Source organism: Amycolatopsis sp. NPDC049688, assembly GCF_040674975.1.
Classification (GTDB): domain Bacteria; phylum Actinomycetota; class Actinomycetes; order Mycobacteriales; family Pseudonocardiaceae; genus Amycolatopsis.
The window spans coordinates 136,993-158,133 of record NZ_JBFANY010000003.1; the positions used below are offsets into that span (position 1 = coordinate 136,993).

General features: G+C 70.8%; 20 protein-coding genes, 4 tRNA genes and 1 pseudogene. 15 read left to right on the forward strand and 10 right to left on the reverse strand.

Features of this window, described 5'->3' with window-relative positions; all coding sequences use genetic code 11:
* Positions 1-409 precede the first annotated feature (409 nt).
* Positions 410-481: transfer RNA gene (locus AB0J55_RS11785), tRNA-Val, on the reverse strand.
* Positions 482-872: 391 nt separating this feature from the next.
* Here AB0J55_RS11785 and AB0J55_RS11790 point away from each other — a divergent pair.
* The 4 genes from AB0J55_RS11790 to AB0J55_RS11805 all read left to right on the forward strand — a co-directional run bounded on the left by AB0J55_RS11790 (position 873) and on the right by AB0J55_RS11805 (position 1,641).
* Positions 873-1,298: an SsgA family sporulation/cell division regulator gene (locus tag AB0J55_RS11790; RefSeq protein WP_013227152.1), complete on the forward strand. Its 426-nt coding sequence runs from the start codon at positions 873-875 to the stop codon at positions 1,296-1,298.
* A 102-nt stretch (positions 1,299-1,400) separates the two neighbouring features.
* Positions 1,401-1,473 (forward strand) — tRNA-Gly (locus tag AB0J55_RS11795).
* Between the two features lie 24 nt (positions 1,474-1,497).
* Positions 1,498-1,568: transfer RNA gene (locus tag AB0J55_RS11800), tRNA-Cys, on the forward strand.
* Between the two features lies 1 nt (position 1,569).
* Positions 1,570-1,641, forward strand: a tRNA-Val gene (locus AB0J55_RS11805).
* A 317-nt stretch (positions 1,642-1,958) separates the two neighbouring features.
* On the opposite strand, the pseudogene AB0J55_RS11810 reads toward AB0J55_RS11805, so the two are convergent.
* Positions 1,959-2,273 (reverse strand): annotated as a pseudogene (locus tag AB0J55_RS11810) (integrase); the annotation flags it as partial.
* 154 nt (positions 2,274-2,427) lie between these two features.
* Complete coding sequence (locus AB0J55_RS11815; RefSeq protein ID WP_364248165.1) at positions 2,428-2,766, reverse strand: helix-turn-helix domain-containing protein; 339 nt, start codon at positions 2,764-2,766, stop codon at positions 2,428-2,430.
* A 289-nt stretch (positions 2,767-3,055) separates the two neighbouring features.
* Between AB0J55_RS11815 and AB0J55_RS11820 the strand changes: the two genes are divergently transcribed.
* Both AB0J55_RS11820 and AB0J55_RS11825 read left to right on the forward strand, forming a co-directional pair.
* The gene (locus AB0J55_RS11820) at positions 3,056-3,358 is read left to right on the forward strand and encodes a histone-like nucleoid-structuring protein Lsr2 (RefSeq protein WP_364248167.1); all 303 of its coding nucleotides are present in this window, start codon (positions 3,056-3,058) and stop codon (positions 3,356-3,358) included.
* Positions 3,359-3,800: 442 nt separating this feature from the next.
* Positions 3,801-4,580, forward strand: a complete 780-nt coding sequence (locus AB0J55_RS11825; protein ID WP_364246352.1) for a hypothetical protein — start codon at positions 3,801-3,803, stop codon at positions 4,578-4,580.
* A gap of 334 nt (positions 4,581-4,914) precedes the next feature.
* Here AB0J55_RS11825 and AB0J55_RS11830 read toward each other — a convergent pair whose 3' ends face one another.
* The 3 genes from AB0J55_RS11830 to AB0J55_RS11840 form a co-directional block, all read right to left on the reverse strand.
* Positions 4,915-5,385 (reverse strand): MarR family winged helix-turn-helix transcriptional regulator, encoded by a 471-nt coding sequence (locus tag AB0J55_RS11830; RefSeq protein ID WP_364246354.1) that lies wholly within the window; start codon positions 5,383-5,385, stop codon positions 4,915-4,917.
* Positions 5,382-6,335, reverse strand: a complete 954-nt coding sequence (locus tag AB0J55_RS11835; protein ID WP_364246356.1) for an alpha/beta hydrolase — start codon at positions 6,333-6,335, stop codon at positions 5,382-5,384. The genes AB0J55_RS11830 and AB0J55_RS11835 overlap by 4 nt, the downstream gene beginning before the upstream one ends.
* 94 nt (positions 6,336-6,429) lie before the next feature.
* Positions 6,430-7,017, reverse strand: coding sequence for a DinB family protein (locus AB0J55_RS11840; protein WP_364246359.1), 588 nt, complete (start codon positions 7,015-7,017; stop codon positions 6,430-6,432).
* An 801-nt stretch (positions 7,018-7,818) separates the two neighbouring features.
* Between AB0J55_RS11840 and AB0J55_RS11845 the strand changes: the two genes are divergently transcribed.
* From AB0J55_RS11845 to AB0J55_RS11855, 3 genes are read left to right on the forward strand one after another with little or no spacing between them, the layout of a single operon-like run.
* A complete protein-coding gene (locus tag AB0J55_RS11845) occupies positions 7,819-8,037 on the forward strand; it encodes a helix-turn-helix domain-containing protein (RefSeq protein ID WP_364246362.1) in 219 nt (72 codons plus the stop codon).
* A 44-nt stretch (positions 8,038-8,081) separates the two neighbouring features.
* Positions 8,082-8,765 carry a response regulator transcription factor gene (locus AB0J55_RS11850; RefSeq protein ID WP_364246364.1) on the forward strand — a complete coding sequence of 228 codons (684 nt, stop codon included), beginning with the start codon at positions 8,082-8,084 and terminating at the stop codon, positions 8,763-8,765.
* Positions 8,762-10,213 (forward strand): HAMP domain-containing sensor histidine kinase, encoded by a 1,452-nt coding sequence (locus AB0J55_RS11855; protein WP_364246367.1) that lies wholly within the window; start codon positions 8,762-8,764, stop codon positions 10,211-10,213. Before AB0J55_RS11850 ends, AB0J55_RS11855 begins: the two co-directional genes overlap by 4 nt.
* A 121-nt stretch (positions 10,214-10,334) precedes the next feature.
* Here AB0J55_RS11855 and AB0J55_RS11860 read toward each other — a convergent pair whose 3' ends face one another.
* Entirely contained in the window at positions 10,335-10,475 is a 141-nt protein-coding gene (locus AB0J55_RS11860; protein ID WP_364246370.1) for a hypothetical protein, read from the reverse strand.
* A 515-nt stretch (positions 10,476-10,990) separates the two neighbouring features.
* Here AB0J55_RS11860 and AB0J55_RS11865 point away from each other — a divergent pair.
* Positions 10,991-12,196 carry a hypothetical protein gene (locus AB0J55_RS11865; RefSeq protein ID WP_364246373.1) on the forward strand — a complete coding sequence of 402 codons (1,206 nt, stop codon included), beginning with the start codon at positions 10,991-10,993 and terminating at the stop codon, positions 12,194-12,196.
* A 110-nt stretch (positions 12,197-12,306) separates the two neighbouring features.
* Positions 12,307-13,263 carry a Rieske 2Fe-2S domain-containing protein gene (locus AB0J55_RS11870; protein ID WP_364246376.1) on the forward strand — a complete coding sequence of 319 codons (957 nt, stop codon included), beginning with the start codon at positions 12,307-12,309 and terminating at the stop codon, positions 13,261-13,263.
* A 9-nt stretch (positions 13,264-13,272) separates the two neighbouring features.
* Here the strand turns inward: AB0J55_RS11870 and AB0J55_RS11875 are convergent, their stop codons facing one another.
* From AB0J55_RS11875 to AB0J55_RS11885, 3 genes are all read right to left on the reverse strand, one after another.
* Positions 13,273-13,938, reverse strand: coding sequence for a response regulator transcription factor (locus AB0J55_RS11875; protein ID WP_364246379.1), 666 nt, complete (start codon positions 13,936-13,938; stop codon positions 13,273-13,275).
* 549 nt (positions 13,939-14,487) lie between these two features.
* Positions 14,488-15,882: an MFS transporter gene (locus tag AB0J55_RS11880; protein ID WP_364246382.1), complete on the reverse strand. Its 1,395-nt coding sequence runs from the start codon at positions 15,880-15,882 to the stop codon at positions 14,488-14,490.
* 150 nt (positions 15,883-16,032) lie between these two features.
* Positions 16,033-16,827, reverse strand: coding sequence for an IclR family transcriptional regulator (locus AB0J55_RS11885; RefSeq protein WP_364246385.1), 795 nt, complete (start codon positions 16,825-16,827; stop codon positions 16,033-16,035).
* 116 nt (positions 16,828-16,943) lie between these two features.
* Between AB0J55_RS11885 and AB0J55_RS11890 the strand changes: the two genes are divergently transcribed.
* The 4 genes from AB0J55_RS11890 to AB0J55_RS11905 all read left to right on the forward strand — a co-directional run bounded on the left by AB0J55_RS11890 (position 16,944) and on the right by AB0J55_RS11905 (position 21,014).
* Entirely contained in the window at positions 16,944-18,152 is a 1,209-nt protein-coding gene (locus AB0J55_RS11890) for a CaiB/BaiF CoA-transferase family protein (RefSeq protein WP_364246387.1), read from the forward strand.
* Positions 18,153-18,154: 2 nt separating this feature from the next.
* Positions 18,155-19,054 carry a hydroxymethylglutaryl-CoA lyase gene (locus AB0J55_RS11895; protein ID WP_364246390.1) on the forward strand — a complete coding sequence of 300 codons (900 nt, stop codon included), beginning with the start codon at positions 18,155-18,157 and terminating at the stop codon, positions 19,052-19,054.
* A gap of 503 nt (positions 19,055-19,557) precedes the next feature.
* Positions 19,558-20,322: a GNAT family N-acetyltransferase gene (locus AB0J55_RS11900; RefSeq protein WP_364246392.1), complete on the forward strand. Its 765-nt coding sequence runs from the start codon at positions 19,558-19,560 to the stop codon at positions 20,320-20,322.
* A gap of 11 nt (positions 20,323-20,333) precedes the next feature.
* Complete coding sequence (locus AB0J55_RS11905) at positions 20,334-21,014, forward strand: alpha/beta hydrolase (protein WP_364246395.1); 681 nt, start codon at positions 20,334-20,336, stop codon at positions 21,012-21,014.
* Positions 21,015-21,141: the final 127 nt, after the last annotated feature.

Genomic DNA, 21,141 nt, shown 5'->3' on the forward strand with positions numbered 1-21,141 from the left:
ACCAGAGGTCCGGCGGGCCGCCGGCGCGCGGGCGCCACGCGGACCGGCCGTGACATTCGTCGCCACGGCGTCACGCGCAGTGATTCTGTCACACGTCGGGCAGCGCGGGGCCGACCCGGGAGCGCGGGCGGACCGGGCGCCGCGGCGTGCCGAGGATCACATCGCCCTCCCACGGGGTCGCGTTCGACAGGAATCCGCCGCATCGACACGATTCGGAGGCAGTTCCGGCGGGCCTCGGCGGCAGGGGCGCGCAGTGCGCTCGTGAGCAGATACGGCCGGGCCGAACGGATCGTTCACTCCGGTTAACCCAGCCGGGCGCTGCGACAGGGAAATGCGGCCCGGCCTGGGCGCGCGCCGGGGGCACAAACAGAGAAAGCCCCGTCCGCATTCGGCGGACAGGGCTCTCGCGTGGGCGATACTGGGATCGAACCAGTGACCTCTTCGGTGTGAACGAAGCGCTCTCCCGCTGAGCTAATCGCCCGCTCGCGGTGTTGCAGGGAACTCTAGCGTACGACTTTCAGGCGCCTGCAAACGGGTGGTCCTCGCCGACCACACTCCGCTTACTGGCGAGTACGGTACGCACAACCCCGAGCTAGCCGGGGTTGTGCGTACGGGGGGCCGCGTGACGCCACGTTCGACATCCGTGCGACGGTGCTATCGCCCGGCGACTAAACCGCGCAGTATGGAGGTCGTGAGCCCCACGGGGCGCGCCGGTCAGCTGCGCGCCGTGGGTGGTCACGGGTGGAGACGGGGGCCGAAGAGCCCGGACGGGTGATCTGCGGCGCACCCGCGACGGAACAGGCCTCCCGATGCGTCCCAGTGGTGATGCCCTCGGCCGGGCCGGGCCGGGAAGGGAGACGAAGGGTAGGACGATGCGCAACGATCACGTGACGCTCCGCTCGACGGCGGTCTTCGACCTGCTGGCGCCGCGGACTCCCGCGGTTCCGGTGAAGGTGGAGCTGCGCTACGACACACGCGACCCGTATGCGGTCGTCGCGGCCTTCCGCACCGGCCGGGCCGGCTGGGTCGAGTGGGTGTACGCACGTGACCTCCTCGCGGACGGCCTCCTGGCCGACGCGGGCGACGGCGACGTCCGCATCCGCCCCTCGGTCGAGGACCCCGAAGCGGTCCTGATCGAGCTGAACTCCCCGTCCGGGCACGCGATGTTCGAAGCATCGGCCCAGGAGCTGGCGGACTTCCTCGACCGCACGTACGACGTGGTCCTCCCGGGCAACGAGCACCTGTGGGTCGACGTCGACGACGCCCTGACGCACCTCATCCCCCACGATTTGGCCTGATGACGGCCGAGTGACACCCCGGTGTCGAGCCGGTTTTCGGGGTCCGATATGGTTTTCCCACACCACGGCGACGGGGACTCGGGGTTCCCGGAGCTGCGGATTGCGGATGTAGCGCAGCTGGTAGCGCATCACCTTGCCAAGGTGAGGGTCGCGGGTTCGAATCCCGTCATCCGCTCGGCAGGCTCTCGGGCCTAGTCACGGTGGAGTGGCCGAGAGGCGAGGCAACGGCCTGCAAAGCCGTGTACACGGGTTCGAATCCCGTCTCCACCTCGCGCGATTAGCTCAGCGGGAGAGCGCTTCCCTGACACGGAAGAGGTCACTGGTTCAATCCCAGTATCGCGCACTCGATCGCAGGAGAGCCCTGCTTGCGGAACACGCAAGCAGGGCTCTCTTCGTCGTGTCCTGTGGGGCCGAGCCCCCACACCCCGCCGGGGGCACGCCCCCGGACCCCCGGTCCGGTCACCTCCCGGAGCACACCCGGCGATCGCTGCCACCGTTTTCCAGGGCCTTCAAGATCTCGTTCACCATCCCCGGCGTCACGTGGTCATAGACCCGGCGATGCCCGTCTTCCGTCCCAGCCGCGCGCGACGGCCTCCGGGATGCCGTCCTCCGCACCACGTGCTGTGGGTGTGCCGGCCTTCGTGGAAGGTGAACGTCGGGGGCCCGCACAGCGGCGTTGAGGATGGTGGAGAACAACGCGAAGTACGAGGCCACCGACGACTCGGCGTAGTCCTCATACAGCTCCGAGAGCCACCGCTCGATCTCGACGTAGCCGTTGAAGATCGCGATCAACGGCCACGCCTTCCACTGCGGCAGCAGCTGCGTGTCAAGGAAAGACCGGTACTTCGCGACCGTGTTCAGCTCCAGCCGCGGAGCCACCGCAGCGAGCCACTCTTCGGCGAAGTCGTCAAACCGGGTCTCTCCATCGCGCGGATCCAACCACAGGTTCCGCCGGATCAGGGCCTCCTGCCCCAGCCCCCACTCCTCGGCAGCCCTCTTGGTGGGGAACCCCGACCTACTCCCCCACGTCCCGTCGGGACGCTTGTACTGGGCACGCCACTCGCCGGTGCCGGGCTCTTCCTGGCCATGGGCCATCCTTCAGCTCCTCTTCTCTATTGCTTCGCCCGCATCACGCGGCACGGAAATCCTGGGCAACGTCCGCAACGGACACCCGCCGCCGCGGAGGCTTCACCGGTGCAGCGCTCAGCCGCACGATCTCCGCAACATCGCCACGGGTGAACCGGTAGTGCTTCCCGAACCGGTGATGCGGCAACATCCCGACAGCCGCCTGATCCTTCAACGTCCTCGGCGACAGCTGCAGCAACTCCCCCACCTCCTCCGCGGTCAACAACGCATCCGGATCCGCCCGCGGCTCCGGCACAGTCGCCCGCACCGCCGCGGCCAGCTCGCGGATGGCCATGGCGACAGCACCGCCGCCTCCGTTCCCGTGGTCGCATTCGTTCTCCATCACGCACTCCATTCTTGTTGTCGAACAATCGAGTCAGTCAGGGAAGTGTTCGCCCCAGCACACACCTATCTCGAAAGAAACTCAAAGAGCCTCGTACGTGAGCGAACCCAAAAACGCCCCGTATTTCTGCGACGTTACTATTCGCCGCACCGGCATTCGAAACAGCAGCAGAAGGAAAGGGTGAGTAGATGGCCAAGAGAGTGACGATCGAGATACTCGACAACACGAACGGCAGCCCGCCGAGCAAACCGCCCCCTTCGGAATCGACGGCGTCGCCTACGAGATCGACCTGTCCACAACGAACGCCAACGCACTACGTGAAGCACTGGCACCGTATGTGGCGTCCGCACGCCGAACCGGTGGCCGCCGGATCAAGGTCGCCGTCGGCCAGCCGACCGACAGCACAAAACAGGAATCGGAGCCAAGGACGATCTACACAGCGACTCACGACATCCGCACGTGGGCTCGAGAAAACGGGGACGAAGTAGCCGATCAGGGCCGCATCGCGAAGACCGTCATCGACGGCATACCACTCATCTCGCCAGCGCCTCAGCAGGGAAATGATGCTCTATCAACATCGATGCACCTCTGAATTCTCATGCCCCCTCCGAAGTGGCGATGGTGTGCCAAGTACGGCGCACCGACGCTCCCAACTCCGGCAAACAGCTCCACTGGAGACATGTGGTTACCAGCCTTCCAGCACACCAGCCTGCAGGGTGACCTGGTCGTACCACACAAGCGGGCCCGGCGGCAGTGCCGAGGTCGCGTCCGGTCCGGATGCTGATCTGCCGGCCTTCGGTGGCACCACGCCGAGGACCGCGACTTTCATCTGGACTGCCGTCCGACGCCTGTCAGGTTTGCCAGCAGGGGGCCGGATTTCTAGGATCTCGGCATCACGAGCCGGAGTGCTCGTCTGGGAGTTCGGAGGTTCACCGATGGCGCGTGCCGGCCGGCGAAGAGCCCGCAGCGGGCTTGACCGTCGAGGAGGTGCTGCCGAAGGCCGGGGATGGGCCCGTCCGACAGCCGAGCTGCCGGTGATCCCCGGCGAGCCGCGGAAAGCGGACGCCGACCGGGACGAGCGCCGCGCGTGGCTGGAACGGCAGGCCTGGGAAGCGGCCGACGCGCAACTGCGCGCTGGCGCGCGGATCCGCTGGGCGGTCGTGGTCGCGGGCGCGGCAGTGGTGGTGGCGAGCATCGCCGTGCTGACGACGATGTCGGGCCCGGCGCAGTCGCCGCGCGAGGCGGCGTTGTGGTCGGTGCCGCTCGAGCCGGCCACCCCGCTGCCGTCGAGTTCCGTCCCGGCTCAGTCCGCCGCGCCCACGACCTCGACCACGCCGCCGGCCACGACCTCGGCCACGCCGACACACTCGCCGACCCGCCGGAGCGTCGCCCCACCACCACCGCCGGCTGCCCCGGTCACCCCCACCCCGCACTGCCCGACCGCCGAGACGGCGACGCTCAACGACGACGCGAACGGCATCGTCTACAGCGGACCGTGGTACTCCGCCGGCAAGCGCGGCTTAGGCGACTTCCACGACGACGTGCACGCCACGAGGGCGGACGGCAGCCAGGTCGGCTACGCCTTCACCGGGACCGGCATCGCGCTCTTCAGCGAGACTTACTCCGACGAGGGCCGGATGGACATCTACCTGGACGAAGTCTTCCAGCGCACCGTCGACACCACCAGCCAGGTCCGGCACGCCCAGCAGAGCGTGTTCAGCACCTGCGGCCTGTCGCCGGGCCGCCACACCATCCGGGCCGTCAAGCGCAGCGGCACCTACATGCTGCTGGACCGCTTCGACGTCACGCCGTGAGCCGCTGGTCCGTTGGCCTTGCCGCTGAGGCCTGCCGCCTCACCGAAGTTGGCCGCCTGGGGACCGGTCAGCTGGGAGATCCGGCCAGTGTGGTCGTCTTCGGCGGGACTACGTAGACCAGTACAGCTACCGAACCCCCACGACCACGGTCCGGAGCCTGTGACCTCCTGGGCAGCGATCGAACCGAGCTCGGCTTCACCACTCGTTCGAAGTAACCGGAAGCCGGGAGCGAGGGCCGTGTTGCGCTGGAAAGGACGCCGGACCCCATGAACCCCACGTCGCGCGGCCCGGGAGCGGCGCGGCTCCCGGGCCGTACTGTCCGCCGTAGCGGGTTTCACTCGTTGTCGGCAGAGCCGGAGTGGTGGCGCTGGTGTTCGGTGACGTCGGCGAGCATCCGCTTGAACTGCCGGTACTCCCGCGGTCCGAGGCGGTCGGCGTGCCGCTGCTGCATGCCGGCCATGATCGCGTCCGCTGCCCGCATCTGGGCGAGTCCCCGATCGGTGGGGCAAATCAGTTTCGCCCGGCGGTCGCGGGGGTCGGGCCGGCGGTGGACGTACCCGAGTGCCTCCAGTTCGTCGATCAGGGTGCCGATGTTCTGCTTGTACTGGCCGGAAAGCCGGGACAGCTCCGACGCCCGCACCCCGTCCGGATCGAGGTAGGCGAGCACCGCGCCGTGGCGGGGTTTCAGGTCGCCGAACCCCTGCCGGGCCAGTGTCGAGAACAGTTCGCGTTGCACCGCGAACAGCAACCGGCCGGCCAGGACACCGAGGTCGGGGTCGGTCGCGTTGCGCTCGGCCCGGTTCACCGGTCCTCCCGCCGGCCGAGGGTGTCCCGGATCCAGCCGGTGATCTCCGGCCAGACCGGGTGGCCGGGGTGGACGACGTCGAAGTGGGTGCCGTTCTCGACTTCGAGGTAGCGGGCCCGGCCGCCTTCGGCGGTGGTCTTCTCGGCGTAACGACGGCTCCAGCCGGCCGGGACAGCCTCATCGGCGGTGCCGTGCACCGCGAGTACCGGGACGCCGGCGCCCGGCAGTGCCAGCGGCGAGGCCCAGGCGTAGTGCTCCGGCCCGCCCACCAGGAGCGGCACGATCCCGTCGCCGACAGCCGCCGCGACGGCGGGCCAGGCTTCCGGGCGTGCGGGCTCGGGTGCGTCTTTCGGCGGTTCGGCGGCCGGGTCGGCGAGAACCGCACCGAAGCCCGCAGCGGCAGCGGTCTCGAGGTCCAGGGCGCCGGCGAGGGTGACCACACCGGCCGGCGTGATCTTGGGCCCGGCGCCCGGAGCTTCGGGCGGGAGGACGCCGCGGTGGGCGGCCCAGGTGGCGAGGTGGCCGCCGGCTGGATGACCGAGAAGAACGACGCGGCCGGTGTCGAGAGCGGGGTCCATGCCGTCGAGGGCGTCGACCGCGGCGGCCACGTCGAGGAAGGTGCCGGGCCAGCCGCCCCCGGCCTCTCCGATCCGGCGGTACTCGATGTTCCAGACCGCGTAGCCGCGACCGGCCAGATCGTCGGCGACGTCGGTGATCTGGCGCCGGTCCCACATGGCGGCCCAGTAACCGCCGTGCACGAGCACCACGACCGGGAAGGGGCCGTCGCCCTCGGGCAGGTAGAGCTCGCCGACCTGCGAAGGGTGGGGGCCGTAGGCGACGGTCCGGGTCCGGCGGGTGCCGTCTTCGTGGCGAACAAGCGGATCAGGTCGTGCATCCCGGGGGTGTGCTGCCGAACCAAGATGGCACCGGGGCCGCCAGTTCGGCCACATCTACGACCAAGCTGCCCGTGCAGTTCCAGTAGGGCTTCAGGTGTTGTGGACCTCGCGCTCAGGACAGGGATGCGAGTGCACGTGACGTTCTGAACTACGTGGCCCGCGTGCGGTCGCCGGTGACACGGGCGGCCTCACGTGCCGCGAGCTCGACACGGTTGTGGAGCTCGGACCACCCGTCGGGAAGGTTGCTGACCGTGGGGTGGTAACCGGCGCGGCCATCGATGAGCTCGCGGACGATGTCGGCGTGACCCGCGTGCCGGCAGGTCTCGGTGATCATGTGGACGAGCATCCACTGCAAGGTCACGTCGCGCATGCCTTCGGGAAAGTGGGGCACCTTGCCGGGTGAGTCGAGATCGAGTGCCGCGATGGTGGCGTCAGCGTGCTCCCACGACCGTTTGTACTGCGCGATGATGTCCTCGCGTGTCTCCTCGGGGCGGGCGAGGAAGTCCTCTGATTGAGTGCGGTCGACCAGCCACTCCCCCGCGTGGGCGGGTCGGCCGAACACTTCGCCGAAGTAGCCGAACTCGTTGCCCGTCAGGTGTTTCACCAGTCCGAGCAGATTGGTTCCGGTCGGGGTGAGCGGCCGGCGCGCGTCGTACTCGGACAGGCCGTCGAGTTTCCACACCAGGACGTCGCGCACCTGCTGCAAGTACAGGTGCAGATAGGTTTTCGGATCCACGCCCCGACCCTAGAAATCCGGTATCCCCGCCGTCTTGGACACGCGTGCCGTCTCGATCGACGATGCGTGCCACGTGGTTGGATGGCCGGATGGACTCGGTACGCGGCTCGGTTCGGCTGGACACCGAACGGTTCGGTGTCGACGCCTTCCGCGACGGCTGGGAAGCGCAGGTCGGCGACGGTTTCACATTGCCCGCGTTCCGCCACGAAGCCACCGCCGGAGCCGTCGTTCGTGGTCTCGCCTCCCGCGTCGGGGACTCGGTCATCACAGACTTCGAAACCGCCACGCGCGTACGGGTCGATTCCGCGGCTCCCGACACTGGCGAACTGCGGCTCTACGTGGTGCATCGCGGCGCCTACATCCTCAAACGTGAACGCGACACGATAGCTGTCGACGCCGGCCAGTTCCTGCTGAGCCGCTCGACCGGATTCACCGGCTACGACGTCGCCGCGGGCACGACCGCCCAGGTGATCGGGCTGCCCGCCGAGGCGCTGGGCTTGTTCGCCGACGGCACGCAAGCGACCGGCCCGGCCGCCGCCGCGGAGGTTCAGATGCTGCTGGCGCACACGAGTGCTGTCCACGCGGCACTCGGCGACCTCACTGAAAGCGGCGTCCACGCCGGCCGCAACGCGTTGGTGGAGCTGGTCCGCGGCGTTTTGCACGGGTATGTCGACGGCACCGAACCCGGCCTGGCCGGCCCACTGGTCCACGCGGCCCGCAACCTCGTCGATCAACTGCTCACCGACCCGGACCTGACACCAGCGCTGCTGGCGCGCCAGCCTCAAGGTCTCGCTGCGAACGTTGCACCGGGCCTTCGCGTCCACCGGCGAGCCCGTCGCGGCGTACATCCGCCGACGTCGCCTCGAGCAGGCGCGCCGCGCGCTCCTCTCGCCGTCCCACCCCACGGTTTCGGAGATCGCGGCACACTGGCAGTTCGCCGACAGCAGCCACTTCATCCGGATGTTCCGCCGCTACTACGGCCGGACGCCGGCCCAGTTCGCCCGCGACCACCACCACTGAGCGTTCTAATACTGGCTTCAGGTTGATCGGGGAGACTGAGCCGCGTGCGGATCATGATCGCGGACGACGAGGCGGCCATCCGTGAGTCGCTGGAGCGGGTGCTCCAGGTCGAGGGTTACGACACCAGCACCGTCGCCAACGGTCTCGCCGTGCTCGACGGGGTCGGTGCCGACGCGCCGGATCTGCTGATTCTCGACGTGATGATGCCCCGTCTCGGCGGGTTGGAGGCTTGCCGGCGGTTGCGGGCGGCGGGCCGGGAGCTGCCGGTGCTGATGCTGACCGCCCGGGATCAGGTCTCCGACCGGGTCGCGGGGCTGGACGCGGGCGCCGACGACTACCTGCCCAAGCCGTTCGCCACCGAGGAGTTGCTGGCCCGGGTGCGGGCCCTGCTGCGCCGCCGCGCGCCGGGCGACGACGAGCCGCAGATCCTGTCGTTCGCCGACGTCCGGGTCGATCCCGACCGGTTCGAGGCGTGGCGGGGCGGCCGGCCGCTCCGCCTGACCCGGACCGAGTTCTCCCTGCTGCAGGTCCTCGTGCGCAACGCGACCCGGGTGTTGACCCGCGACGCGCTGTTCGAGGCGATCTGGGGCTTCGACATGAGCACCACCGCCAACAACCTCCAGGTGTACGTGAGCTATCTGCGCCGCAAGCTGGAAGCCGGGGGTGAGCCGCGATTGATCTACACGCTGCGCGGCTTGGGATACACGTTGCGGGAGACTCCTCCGTGAGCACGGCCGCCGGCCGGGAACCGCGCCGGCTGACCCGGTGGTGGCGCCGGCGGTCCCTGCGGACCAGGCTGACGGTGATCGCGGCGACGGCCATCGCGGTCAGCCTGTTCGTGGCCTTCCAAGTGGCCATCGAGCTACTGGACCGGGAGCTGCAGGACACCGCGAAGGATCAGCTTCTCGCCGACTCCCACGTCCTGGCGACGAACGCCGAGCGCGCCGGTCTGGCGCGGGTCCAGCTACCGCCGTATCCCGGATCCGGTGCGCTGGTGCGGGTCATCCTGCCCGACGGCTCGATCCGGACGCCGGCCGGCCAGCCCGCGCTGCCCCCGGTCAGCGAGGACGCCGGGCGTGTGGCGCAGGGCGGGTCGGCCGACCTGATGGAATCGAACGACAGGGACGACGACGTCTACCTCGTCTACACGCTGCGGGCGGGCGACGGCGCGGTCCAGGTGGCCCGCGTCGCCGACGGCAGCCCGAACAACGAGTTCGGGTGGGGCATGCTGCTGATCGGGCTGCTCTGCGTGGCCGGCGGCGCCCTTGTCGGGCGGACCGTGGCGCGGGCCGGGCTGGCCCCGATCGACCGGCTGACCGCCGCCGCGGTCCGGGTCGCGCACACCCGGGATCTCGACGCCGACATCCCGGATGAGGGCGGTGGGGAGATCCGGCGGCTGATCCGGTCGATCAACGACATGCTCGCCGCGCTCCGGGACTCCCGGCGGGCCCAGCGGCTGCTCGCCGAGGACGCCGCCCACGAACTCAAGACCCCGCTCACCAGCCTGCGCCTCAACGCCGAGCTGCTGATTCGGCTCGATCGGCGCGGCACCCTGGACAGCGCACTGCCGCCGGAGAGCCGGACCCGGCTGCTCAACGACCTCGGCGCCCAGGTGGCCGAGTTGAGCACCCTGGCCGCCGAGCTGACCGACCTGGCGCGCGGTGACGTCAGCGACGAGAGCACCGAGGTGCTCGACTTCGCCGACGTGGTGGTGGCCGCCGCGACCCGGGCACGTTCCCGCATGCCCGACATCGAGGTCGCGCTCGACGTGACCTCCGTGTGGGTGAGCGGGCGTCCCGCCGGCCTCCAACGGGCGGTGCTCAACCTCATCGACAACGCCGGCAAGTGGTCTCCCGCGGACCAGCCGGTCGGAGTCCGGCTCCGTGCCGAGGGCACGTCGGCGGTGCTCGAGGTCGACGACGCCGGGCCGGGCATCGACGCCGCCGACGTGCCTCGGGTGTTCGACCGGTTCTACCGTGCCGACAGCGCCCGGGCGTTGCCGGGATCGGGTCTGGGGCTGTCGATCGTGCAGCGGGTCGTCGACGCCCACGGCGGCCGGGTCACCGTCGCCCGCTCCGCACGCGGTGGCGCGCTGCTCCGGGTCGACCTTCCGGCCGCGGCCGCGCCCGCCTCGATCGCGCGGCTCACTGCCGGGGAGGACACCGCGGTGCGCTGACCCGCCCCGGCGCCGCGGCGCATGACGAGCGAGGGTATGGCCCCGCGCGGCTCACCGTCGGGGGCGGGACACCGCGGTGCGCCGCCCCCGCCCTGGCGCGTGGCGCTGGACCAAAGGCGGCTCACCGTTGCAGCGCAGGCTCCTCATTCGCACTCGGCCCGCCGACGATCGCCTCCGCCCCGCTCACCGCGTGCACAGCGGTGCGCACCCGCTTGATCGTGTCGTACTCGACGACGGTGTCCGGCGCGTCCGTCGGGAACACGGAGATGTCGGCCCAGCCACCGCTGGTCCGGCCTGGGCCACGCCGGGAGTGCCCTTGACGATGTCGAGCACCTGCTCCTGGTACGCGGGCCGCGCGAAGATCGTCATCGGCGCCGCCACCCACCGGCGGCGGCTGATGGCGGTGCCCAGCCGTCCCCACGGCCCCGGCTTCTCCGCCGCGGCCGTGCCGAACCGCGGGATGGCCGGCCAGAAGACCCTAGTCCGTGCCGACGCCGAACACCAGGATCGTCAGCAGCGCCGAGTTCTGGTCGTTGACCACGATGCCGAAACCCTTGACGAGCAGGTAGACGGTCGCCATCGCGGTCAATGCGGCACTGGCCCCCTACATACGTGTTACATCGCTTGTCCGACGCCGACTTCGTACCGAGCGAATCTGAAAGGACCATTAAAACGGGCGCGATTTCGGGCCCGGTAGTACCGTCGTACCGCCTTCCTCCCGAGAATGACGACCGCAGTACGACGAAACGGGACGGAATCGGGTCTAGCGTTCAGGCCATGACGAAACCTGATAGTCCACTGTGGAGGTTCGGGGCGGCCACCATGGCGCTGGCGACGGCGTTCGCCCTCGTCGCCTGCGGGTCGAAGGCCGACAACACTGCGGCGCCCGCCGCGAACGGCCCGCACAGCGCGCACGCGGGCCAGCCGGCGGCTCCGCCGCAGCCGCTGCGCGCCGGCGAGCGGTTCGTCGACCTGAAGATGGCCGAGGCCTACACGCCCGCGCCGCCGGAGGGCGGCGGCACGGACGAGTACCGGTGCCAGGTGATCGATCCGGGCCTGACCAAGACGGCGTTCCTGACCGGGACCCAGGTCACGCCGGAGAACGTCGCCCTCGCGCACCACGCCATCGTGTACACGGTGCCGCCGGGCGGCGCTGCCGCGGTGCGCGAGCAGGACGCGAAGACCCCCGGTCCCGGCTGGCAGTGTTTCGGCGGGACCGGTGTGAAGGGCGCCGAAGTGGAAGAGGGGGAGGCGACGTGGGCGGACACCTGGGCGCCGGGCGCCACGGAGACGCTGTTCACTCAGGACGCCGGCTTCAAGCTGGAGCCAGGCAGCCTGGTCATCCTCCAGATGCACTACAACCTGCTCGCGACCGACGGCAAGCCGGGCGGGTCGGACCGCACGGCGGTGCGGCTGCGGCTGACGGACGGCACGCCGCAGACCAGGGAACTCGACACGTTGCCGCTCGACGCGCCGACCGACCTGCCCTGCCCCGCCGGCGAGTCGGGTCCGCTCTGTGACCGGGCGGCGTCGATCGCGGACGTGACGAAGCGGTTCGGGCCGGAGGTCGGCGAAACCGCGGACCGACAGGTGGAAGAGTGCGGCCAAAGCGCGCCGAAGCCAGGCGACACCCAGACGTGCGACCACAAGGTGGAGGCGCCGGTGACGCTGTTCGCCGGTTTCGGCCACATGCACCTGCTCGGGCGGGCCATCAAGGTCGAACTCAATCCGGGCACGCCGAACGCCAAGGTCGTGCTGGACGTGCCGCAGTTCGACTTCGACAACCAGCGGCTGGTGAAGCTGCCGTCGCCAGTGGACATCGGTCCGGGAGACACGCTGCGGGTGACGTGCACGCACGACGCGGGGCTGCGCAAACGGCTGCCCCAGCTGAGCAAGCTGCCGCCGCGCTACGTGGTGTGGGGCGACGGCACCAGCGACGAGATGTGCGCGGGCATCATGACGGTCTCCCCCCGCAAGTCCTGACGAAGCGCCGGACGTGTGTGAGCTCACTGCGGTCACCAAGCCGAAAACAGCTCCGAGCTCACACACGTCCGCACCGGGATTCTCCTCCGCGACCTGAAAGGCGGCTTCTCTTGTCCCTCGAGCCTCGCCCTGGCGAAACAGCGCCACGGGCCGATGCGTCGCTACGCACCCAGATCTGGGCGCTCCTGCCGCTGCGCGTCTTCCTCGGCGGCACATTCCTCTACGCAGGCCTCTCCAAAATCCTCGACACCCACTACCTGGACGACACCTCACCCCTCGGCGTCCACGCCCAGATGCTGCACGCCGCGGCCACCTCCCCGATCGGCCCGCTGGTGTCGTTCGCGGCCGAACTCCCGACCGTCATCGGCCTGGTCATCGCCCTCGGTGAGGTCGCTGTCGGGCTGGGTGCCCTGCTCGGGCTGTTCACCCGCATCGCCGCACTCGGCGGGTTTCTCCTCGCGCTGAGCTTCTTCCTCACCGTCAGCTGGACGACCGACCCGTACTACTTCGGCGCCGACATCGTCTTCGCCGCCGCCTGGACCCCGCTGCTGATCGCCGGCGACGCAGGCCTGTTCTCCACGACGACCCGCCTGCGCGCCGCGATACGTCGCCGCCCGCCGAACCCCACCCCGGACAACGCCGAGCGACGCATTCTGCTCTGGGGCGGCCTGATCACCGCGACAGCCGCTGCCGTCGGCGGCGTCGGCATCGCCCTTTCCCGTCGCACCACCATCAAACCGAAACCAAGCCAGGCAACAGAACCGGGAACGCACTCCCCGGCAGTGATCGCCACGGTGGCTTCCGTCACCGTCGGTTCGTCGACGAGCTTCACCACACCGGACGGTTCCGCCGCATACCTGGTGCGCCCCTCGACCGACACCTTCCTGGCGTTCCTCGCCGCCTGCACACACCAAGGCTGCCCCGTCACGCCCGCAGACTCCGGCTTCCGCTGCCCGTGCCACGGCTCCACTTTCGACGGCAACGGCCAGGTCACCGCCGGGCCGGCGACGAAACCCCTGACCAAAGTGCCAGTGCAAGTCGTCGACGGGCAGGTCGTCACCGCATGACCGGAAGTGCTATACCGGCAGGGTGAGTCTCAGGTCGTAGGCGAGGATGACGGCCTGGATCCGGTCCCGTGCGCCGATCTTGGCGAGGACGCGCCCGACGTGGGACTTCACCGTGGACTCCGACAGCGTGAACCGTTGCGCGATCTCGCCGTTGGTGAGGCCGTGGCCGATGGCGACGAAGATCTCGCGTTCGCGGCCGGTCAGGGAGTCCAGCCGGGGATCCTCCCGCACGGGCCCGCAGAGATCATCGCCGAGCCGGTCGGCGAACGCGTCGAGCAGCCGCCGAGTCAGCGCGGGCGCGACCACCGCCTCGCCGGCGGCGACGGCCCGGATGCCGGCGAGCAGCACCTCCGGGCGGGTGTCCTCCAGCAGGAAACCGCTCGCCCCGGCCCGCAGCGCGGCGAGCGCGTACCGGTCCATGCCGAACGTCGTCAGCACCAGGATCCGCGAACGCCCACCGGCGGCGACGATGCGCCGGGCGGCCTCGATCCCGTCGACGCCCGGCATGCGGATGCCCAACAGCACCACGTCGGGACGCAGCTCGGCGGTCCGCCGAACGGCCTCGGCGCCGTTCGCGGCCTCGCCGACGATCTCGGTGTCGGGAGAGCTCTCCAGCAGCATGCGAAACCCGAAGCGCTGCAGCGGCTGGGGATCCACCACGAGCACAGAGATCATGAACGGCTGCCTTTCAGGGTCGCTTAGACGGTCCGGCCGCCGTCCGATGCGGGGGCCGGCGCTGACCGTGCCGCCGTAGAGCGCGGCGCGTTCGGCCACGTCGGCGAGGCCGAGACCCGCGTCGCCCGACGACGCCTACTTCATATCGAGCGAATCTGAGACGACTGTTAAAGCGGCGCTCAGGCCGGTTGGCCGCCGGCGCGGGTTCGTCGGAAGGTGGTCTTCTGATCGGAGCGGAGATGGATCCGCAAGATCCGCAGGCGAGTGCACCGGGCCGGCCGGAGCTGTACGCAAGCCGGTCGCAGGCGCCGTCCGGACACCGGAAGCGCTCCTCACCAGCCCGCCCGGACCGGCCCCGGCAGCCCGGTGCTCAGGCGTCGGCTCCGCTCCTGCCGACGAGTTACCCGGCAAAGCCAGGATCGGCCGGCGGAGGCGCGCCTCGGCTTCGATGTGTGCCAGCCAGCGTTGTTTCGCTTCAGTGAAGCTGCGGCTGCTTCTACCTCGGCGGCCAGAGCCGGCCGCAGGTCTTGCGGATCGACGAGGTGGCGATCATCGTGGCAGCGGCGCTGCTTCGTCGTTGACGCTCTCCAGGCGCCGGCCGGTGGTGCGCGGGCCGAGTACCGCGATGTCCGCCGCGACCACCACCAGCGCGCCCGCCACGACCAGGAACAGCGCCGTCGGGCCGTGCGAGTTCAGCAGTGGCACGAGCACGAACGGCATCGCGCCGCTGGCCAGCCGGGACAGGGAGTAGGTGCCGCTCGCGGCCGTCGAACGCAGCGCCGTCGGGAAGATTTCGGCCTGGTAGATGTGGAAGGCGTTCGAGAACAGGTTGCTGGTCGCCGTGTAGAGGAAACCGAAGACGAGGACCAGCGCCATCGAACCCGCGTAGCCGAAGGCGATGCCGAACACCGCCATCGCCAGCACCGAGCCGACCACCAGGTACTTGCGCTCGACGCGTTCCACGATCGGCAGCGACAGCGCCGAGCCCACCGGGTAGCCGAGGTAGGTCAGGGCGGCGAACAGCAGTGACTGCGAAACCGCGTAGCCCTTGGCCGCCAGCACCAGCGGCACCAGCGTGCCGAAGCCGTAGTAGCCGAGGGTCTGCAGGATGTGGAAGACGACCATCATCCAGGTGCGGCGGCGCATTCCCCGGCCGAACAGTTCACGCACCGGAGCGGCCGCGCGCTTGCGGGTGGTGCCGCGGGGCGGGGCGAGGTTCTCGTTGACGCCGCCGCGCGCCTCGGCTTCGAGGCCGGCCACCAGGTGCTCGGCCTCTTCCGTGCGGCCGACGGACTCCAGCCACCGCGGCGACTCCGGCAGTCCGCGCCGGAGCAGGAACACCGCGCCGGCGCCCAGCGCGCCGATCACGAACAGCCAGCGCCAGCCCGCGATGCCGAAGATCTCGTGCTCGGTGAGCCCGCGGGCGAGGAAGCCGACGACCGGGAAGCCGCAGAAGGCGAGCGTGTACGCCCAGGCGATGAACCGGCCGCGCTTGCGCGCCGGGAGCAGGTCGGTGAGGTAGGTGTCGGCCAGCGGCGGCTCCGCGCCGAGGCCGATGCCCGCGAAGAACCGCGTCACCAGCAGCATCAGTGCGCTGCCGCTGAACGCGCCGAGCAGCGAAAACAGCGAGTACAGCCCGAGGTTCAGCAGGAAGGCGCCGCGGCGGCCGAACCGGTCGGCGAGCCGGCCGAGCAGCAGGGCACCGAAGAACATGCCGACGAACGTCGACGCCAGCAGGGGCGGCAGGTCCGCCTTCGTCAGTTCGAACTCTTCGACGAGCACGGAGCTGAGCACGCCGGTCAGGAAAACCTCGTAGAAGTCGAAGAACAGCCCGAGCCCGACAGCGACGGTGGCCCGGCGGTGCGTGCGGGTGATGGGCAGCCGGTCGAGCCGGCCCGCGATCGCGCCGGTGTCCGGCACGGCGGCGTCGGGGGTGTTCGCCATCCGTCGTCTCCTTTGACTTCTCCACGATGTGGTTGGCCGACTCATCATGTGACGACCGCTGCGCGGAGTCAAGGAGGGACAGGACCGCACCGGACCACGTCAACGGGCAACAAGGCGGTTCTCGGCACGAATCGGGCGCCGCGGGGGAGATCAGAGCGCGGCGACGCGCTCCACGCCGGGCCGGTACCCGAGCCGCTCGGAAGCGCGCCGGCCGGCGTCGACGACGATCGGCGCCAGCCGCGGCACGTCGGCTGCGGTGAACCGCTGCGTCGGCGCGCCGATCCCGATCGCCGCGCTGACCTCGCCGTTCAGCCCGAACACCGGCGCGCTCAACGACGCCGCGCCGAGGTCGCGCTCCTCGAAGCTCACCGCGTACCCGGCCTCGCGGATCTGCCCGAGCTGCTCGGACAGCAGGTCGAGGTCGACCACCGTGCGCGGGGTGAAGCGCGCCAGGCCGTGCCCGATGGCGTCCTTGATCGCGAGCTTGTCCCAGGCCAGGAACACCTTGCCGGCCGAGCCCGCGTGCAGCGGCATCACCATGCCCACGACGAACAGCCGCACCACCGGATGGCGGGACTCCGCCAGCGAAATCACCGTGCGGTAGGCGCCGTCGCGGACGTACAGGCACGCCGTCTCGCCCGTTTCGTCGCGCAGCTGCTGCAGCACCGGCCGGGTCAGCCGGACCAGGTCGAGGCCGAACGTGCCGGGCGCCGCCCAGCGGACCAGGCCGAGCCCGACGCGGTAGGTGTCGTCGTACCGGTCGAGGAAGCCCTCGCGCACCAAGTTGTGCACCAGCCGCTGGCACGTGCTGGCCGGCAGGCCGGTCGACCGGGTGATCTGCTGCAGCGTCAGTTCGGGGTTGTCGATCGTGAACGACTCGAGGATCTGCTTGAACTTGCGCAGCACCAGCACCGGCGTCGTGCCGCTGCGTTCTTCGTCTGCCATCGCCCCGCCTCGTGCCCGTGGTGTGCCGCACAGTCTATCCACGCTCACCGCTGTTGACTCCGCGACACTCAACCGTATTCTGAGTTGGCAACTCACATAATGGTTTGGAGTCGGGCATGGATGAGCGAACCGGACCCTTGGCGGGCATCCGGGTGGTCGAACTGGGGAACTTCATCGCCGCGCCCACCGCCGGCCGGCTGCTGGCCGACTTCGGCGCCGACGTCGTCAAGGTCGAGCGGCCCGGCAGCGGGGACGAGCTGCGGCGCTGGCGGCTGCACGCCGGCGACACCTCGCTGCTGTTCCGCGCGCTCGGCCGCAACAAGCGGTCGGTGACCGTGGACCTGCGCCGTCCGGAAGGCCAGGAGATCGTCCGCGCGCTGGCGGCCCGCAGCGACGTGCTCCTCGAGAACTTCCGGCCCGGCACCCTGGAACGCTGGGGCCTCGGCCCGGACGAGCTGCGCGCGCTCAACCCGCGGCTGGTCGTCGTCCGCGTCTCCGGCTACGGCCAGACCGGCCCCTACCGCGACCGGCCCGGCTTCGGCGGTGTCGCCGAGGCGGTCGGCGGCCTGCGCGCGCTCACCGGCTACCCGGACCGGCCGCCCACGCGGGTCGGCGTCAGCCTCGCCGACTCCGTCGCCGGGCTCTACGCGGTGATCGGCGCGCTGATGGGCCTGCTCCGGCGCGACCGCGAGCCCGGCGCGGCCCCGGGCGAGGTGGTCGACGTGGCGCTGTACGAAGCCGTCTATTCGCTGATGGAGTCGCTGGTCCCGGACTTCGACGCGTTCGGCGTCGTGCGTGAACCGGCCGGCTCCGCGCTGCCCGGGGTGGCGCCGTCCAACACGTACCGCTGCGCCGACGGCAAGTACATCGTGGTCAGCGGCAACGGCGACGCGATCTTCCGGCGGCTCATGCGCGCCGTCGGCCGTGCCGACCTGGCCGACGATCCCCGCTTCGCCGACAACGCCGGCCGCGTCGCGCACGCCGGACTGCTCGACGACGTCATCGGCGCGTGGACGGCGACGCTCCCCCAGGAAGCCGCCGAGGCGGCGCTGCGGGACGCGTCCGTCCCCTGTGGACCGATCCTGACCGCGGCCGACATCGCCAAGGACCCGCACTTCACCGCCCGCGGCATGCACGAACGGCACCCCGTGCCCGGCCACGACGGCGAAGTCACCTTCCCCGGCATCGTGCCGGCGCTGACCGAGCGGCCCGGCCGGACCCGCCACCTGGGCCCGGATCTGGGCGAACACACCGACGCCGTGCTCGCCGAGCTCGGCATCACCGGCGAGGCGCTCGCCCGCCTGCGCGAGAAAGGCGTGATCTGACTATGACCGAAGTCCTCCTCACCGAGGTCGTGCTGCGCGACGGCCTGCAGGACGAGTCCGTCACCGTGCCGACGCACGAGAAGATCCGGCTCGCCCGCGGCCTGATCGACGCCGGCCTGCGCTCCCTCGAGGTCGGCTCGTTCGTCTCCGCGCGCCGGGTGCCGCAGATGGCCGACACCGGCGAGGTGCTCCGGGCGCTGCCGGACGTCCCGGCGGCGCTGCACACCCTGGTGTTCACCGAACGCGGGGCCCGGCAGGCGATCGATGCGGGCGCGCGCTCGGTCCGGCTGGTGGTGTCGGCGAGCGACGGGCACTCCGTGGCCAACGCGGGCGTCCCGACGGCCGCGGCGCTCGACCGGCTGGCCGGGTGCGCCTCCGTGCTGACGGCGGCCGGAGTCGCCATCGAAGCTTCGGTGGCGACGGCGTTCGTCTGCCCGTTCGACGGCGACACCGCCCCGGACCGGACCGCCGACGTCGCCGCACGGCTCGGCCGGCTGGGCGCACGCGTGCTCCACCTCGCGGACACGATCGGCGCAGCACGCCCGGGTCAGTTGCGCACGGTCGTGTCGGCGGTCCGCGACGCGGCGCCGGACGTCCAGCTCGGCCTGCACCTGCACAACACCTACGGCCGCGCGGCGGCCAACGCCTGGGAGGGCCTCGCGCTCGGCATCCGCCGCTTCGACGCGGCACTGGGCGGCCTGGGCGGCTGCCCGTTCGCGCCGGGCGCGTCCGGCAACGTCGCGACGGACGACCTGGTCGACTTCTTCCACCGCGAAGGCGTCGCGACCGGCGTCGACGTCGAGAAACTGGCCGAACTGCGCGACCAGATCGGGCTCGCGGTCGGGCACCGCCTCGGGTCCGCGCTGGCCGCGATTCCCGCGGTCCCGGCGGCGCTCCGGTGAGGCCCGACGGCCGCGCGCCGCTCGCGGAGTCCGTGCCCGACCTGGAGTGCGGAACGCGGGCAGCACGAAACGCGATCAAGCCGGAGATGTAGACGGTCTCGTGGTTCGTCAACTCCCCGAGGTCGACGAGTGACGAAGGGATGTTCATCGCACTGTCCGTGTTGTTCGCCGGCGCGTTCCACGCCTCGTGCATGGCCGTCCCGGCGGTCGTGTGGTGCGGGATGTTCACAGCAGCCAGCCTTCGCCGCCCTGCAGCAGCGTGTGGGCCCTCCCCCTGGATCTCCCGCAGGCCCGGCCCGCGTACATCGGGTGACGTAGTGCGTGTACGTCACCGACGGCCGATCCGCCGCTGTGGAACAGTCCCGATCATGACGGGGGTGGAGTTCAGGCCGCCGGCCCCGGTCGAGGCCTGCGGACGCCGGCGCGGAGCCGCGGGACGAGCCGGCATCCGCTCAGTCCGACCGCTCACGGATCGCCTGCACCCGAAACGGAGACCCGGTGCCATGACCGAACACCGGACCGACCGCGCCGCGCGAGCCTGGATCCGCTCCATGGCCCTGTTCGCCCGGACCCAGCCGGGCGGCTACTACCGCGAAGGCCCCGCCGGCACCGCCGAACTGATCACCGCCGCCCCGATGCCCCTGCTGAACGGCGTCATCGGCATCGCCGCCGAACCCGACCCCGGCGAGATCGCCGAATTCACCGGGTCGGAGCGGCTGACCGCCGTCGCGTGGAGCATCCAGGTCCGGGGCGAGCGGGTGGCCGACCCGATCACCGCCACCGCCGCAGCACACGGCTTGACCCAGCGGATGCACCTGCCGTTCATGCTCAAGGACCTCGACACCCGCGACACGCGCGAACCGGCGGGTGACGTCGAGGTCCGGCGGATCTCCAGTGTGGACAGTGAGCTCTACCGGACGACGATGGCCGCCGGGTACGAGGGGCCGGACCCGCTGTTCGCCGCCTTCGCCCGGCCGTCCGTGCTCGACCACCCCACCATGCGCGCCTACGTCGCCGAAGTCGGCGACACGCCCGTCGCGACCTCGCTCGGCGTCCTCGTGGACGACCTGGTCGGCGTGTTCAACATCGGCGTGCCACCGCAGTTCCGCCGCCGCGGCCACGGCCGCGCCGCCACCGCCGCCGTGCTGCGCGAGGCCTACGCCCTCGGTGCGCGAACGGCCTTCTTGCACGCCAGCCCGCTGGGCGTCCAGCTTTACGAAGAAATGGGTTTCGGACACGCCGAAACCTGGACCCTGTTCACCGCCTGAAGGAGGACGAAATGCCCGAACCGAAGAACCTGGTGCTCGTGCCCGGCGCCTGGCACGGACCCTGGTGCTGGGAACCGCTGCTGCCCGAGCTGGCCGGCCGCGGCTGGACCGTGTCCACTGTGGACCTGCCGAGCACCGCCGGCGACCCGGCCGCCGGGATGCACGCCGACGCCCGCGCCATCGAAGCGCACCTGGCCACGATCGACGGCCCGGTGACCCTGCTCGCGCACTCCTACGGCGGCATCCCCGCCACCGAAGCCTCGGCACCGAACGTCCGCGCGCTCGTCTACCTCGCAGCACACGTGCTGAAGACCGGCGAATCCCTGGTCTCCCCGCTGGGCGGCCCCTGGTTCCCACCGGAAACGGAGTTCGTGCCCGGCGCCGAGCCGCACGCGGCTCTCTACCACGACGTCCCCGCCGACCTGGCCGCGGAAGCGGTCGCGCACCTGCGGCCCCAGAGCGCGAAGGCGTTCACCGAGCAGCTGACCCGCGAAGCCTGGCGCGACACCCCGTCCGCGCTGATCGTCTGCGACGACGACCGGGCCATGCCCGAACCGATCGTCAAGCGCGCCATCGAGGAGGAGCTGACGGACGTCGTCCGCCACCTGCCCGGCAGCCACTCACCGTTCCTGGCCCGGCCCGCCGAGCTGGCCGAGCTGCTCGACGACGTGGTCGCGGCGCTGACCTCCTGACCCGCCCGGTCAGGACGTCACGTCCGCCCCCCGCAGCCAACCGGCCACCATCCCAGCGCCGCGCCCCGGGCAGCACGTCGATCCGGGCACCTGTGTCGGCTTTCGGACCGCTCGTCACCCCGTCAAT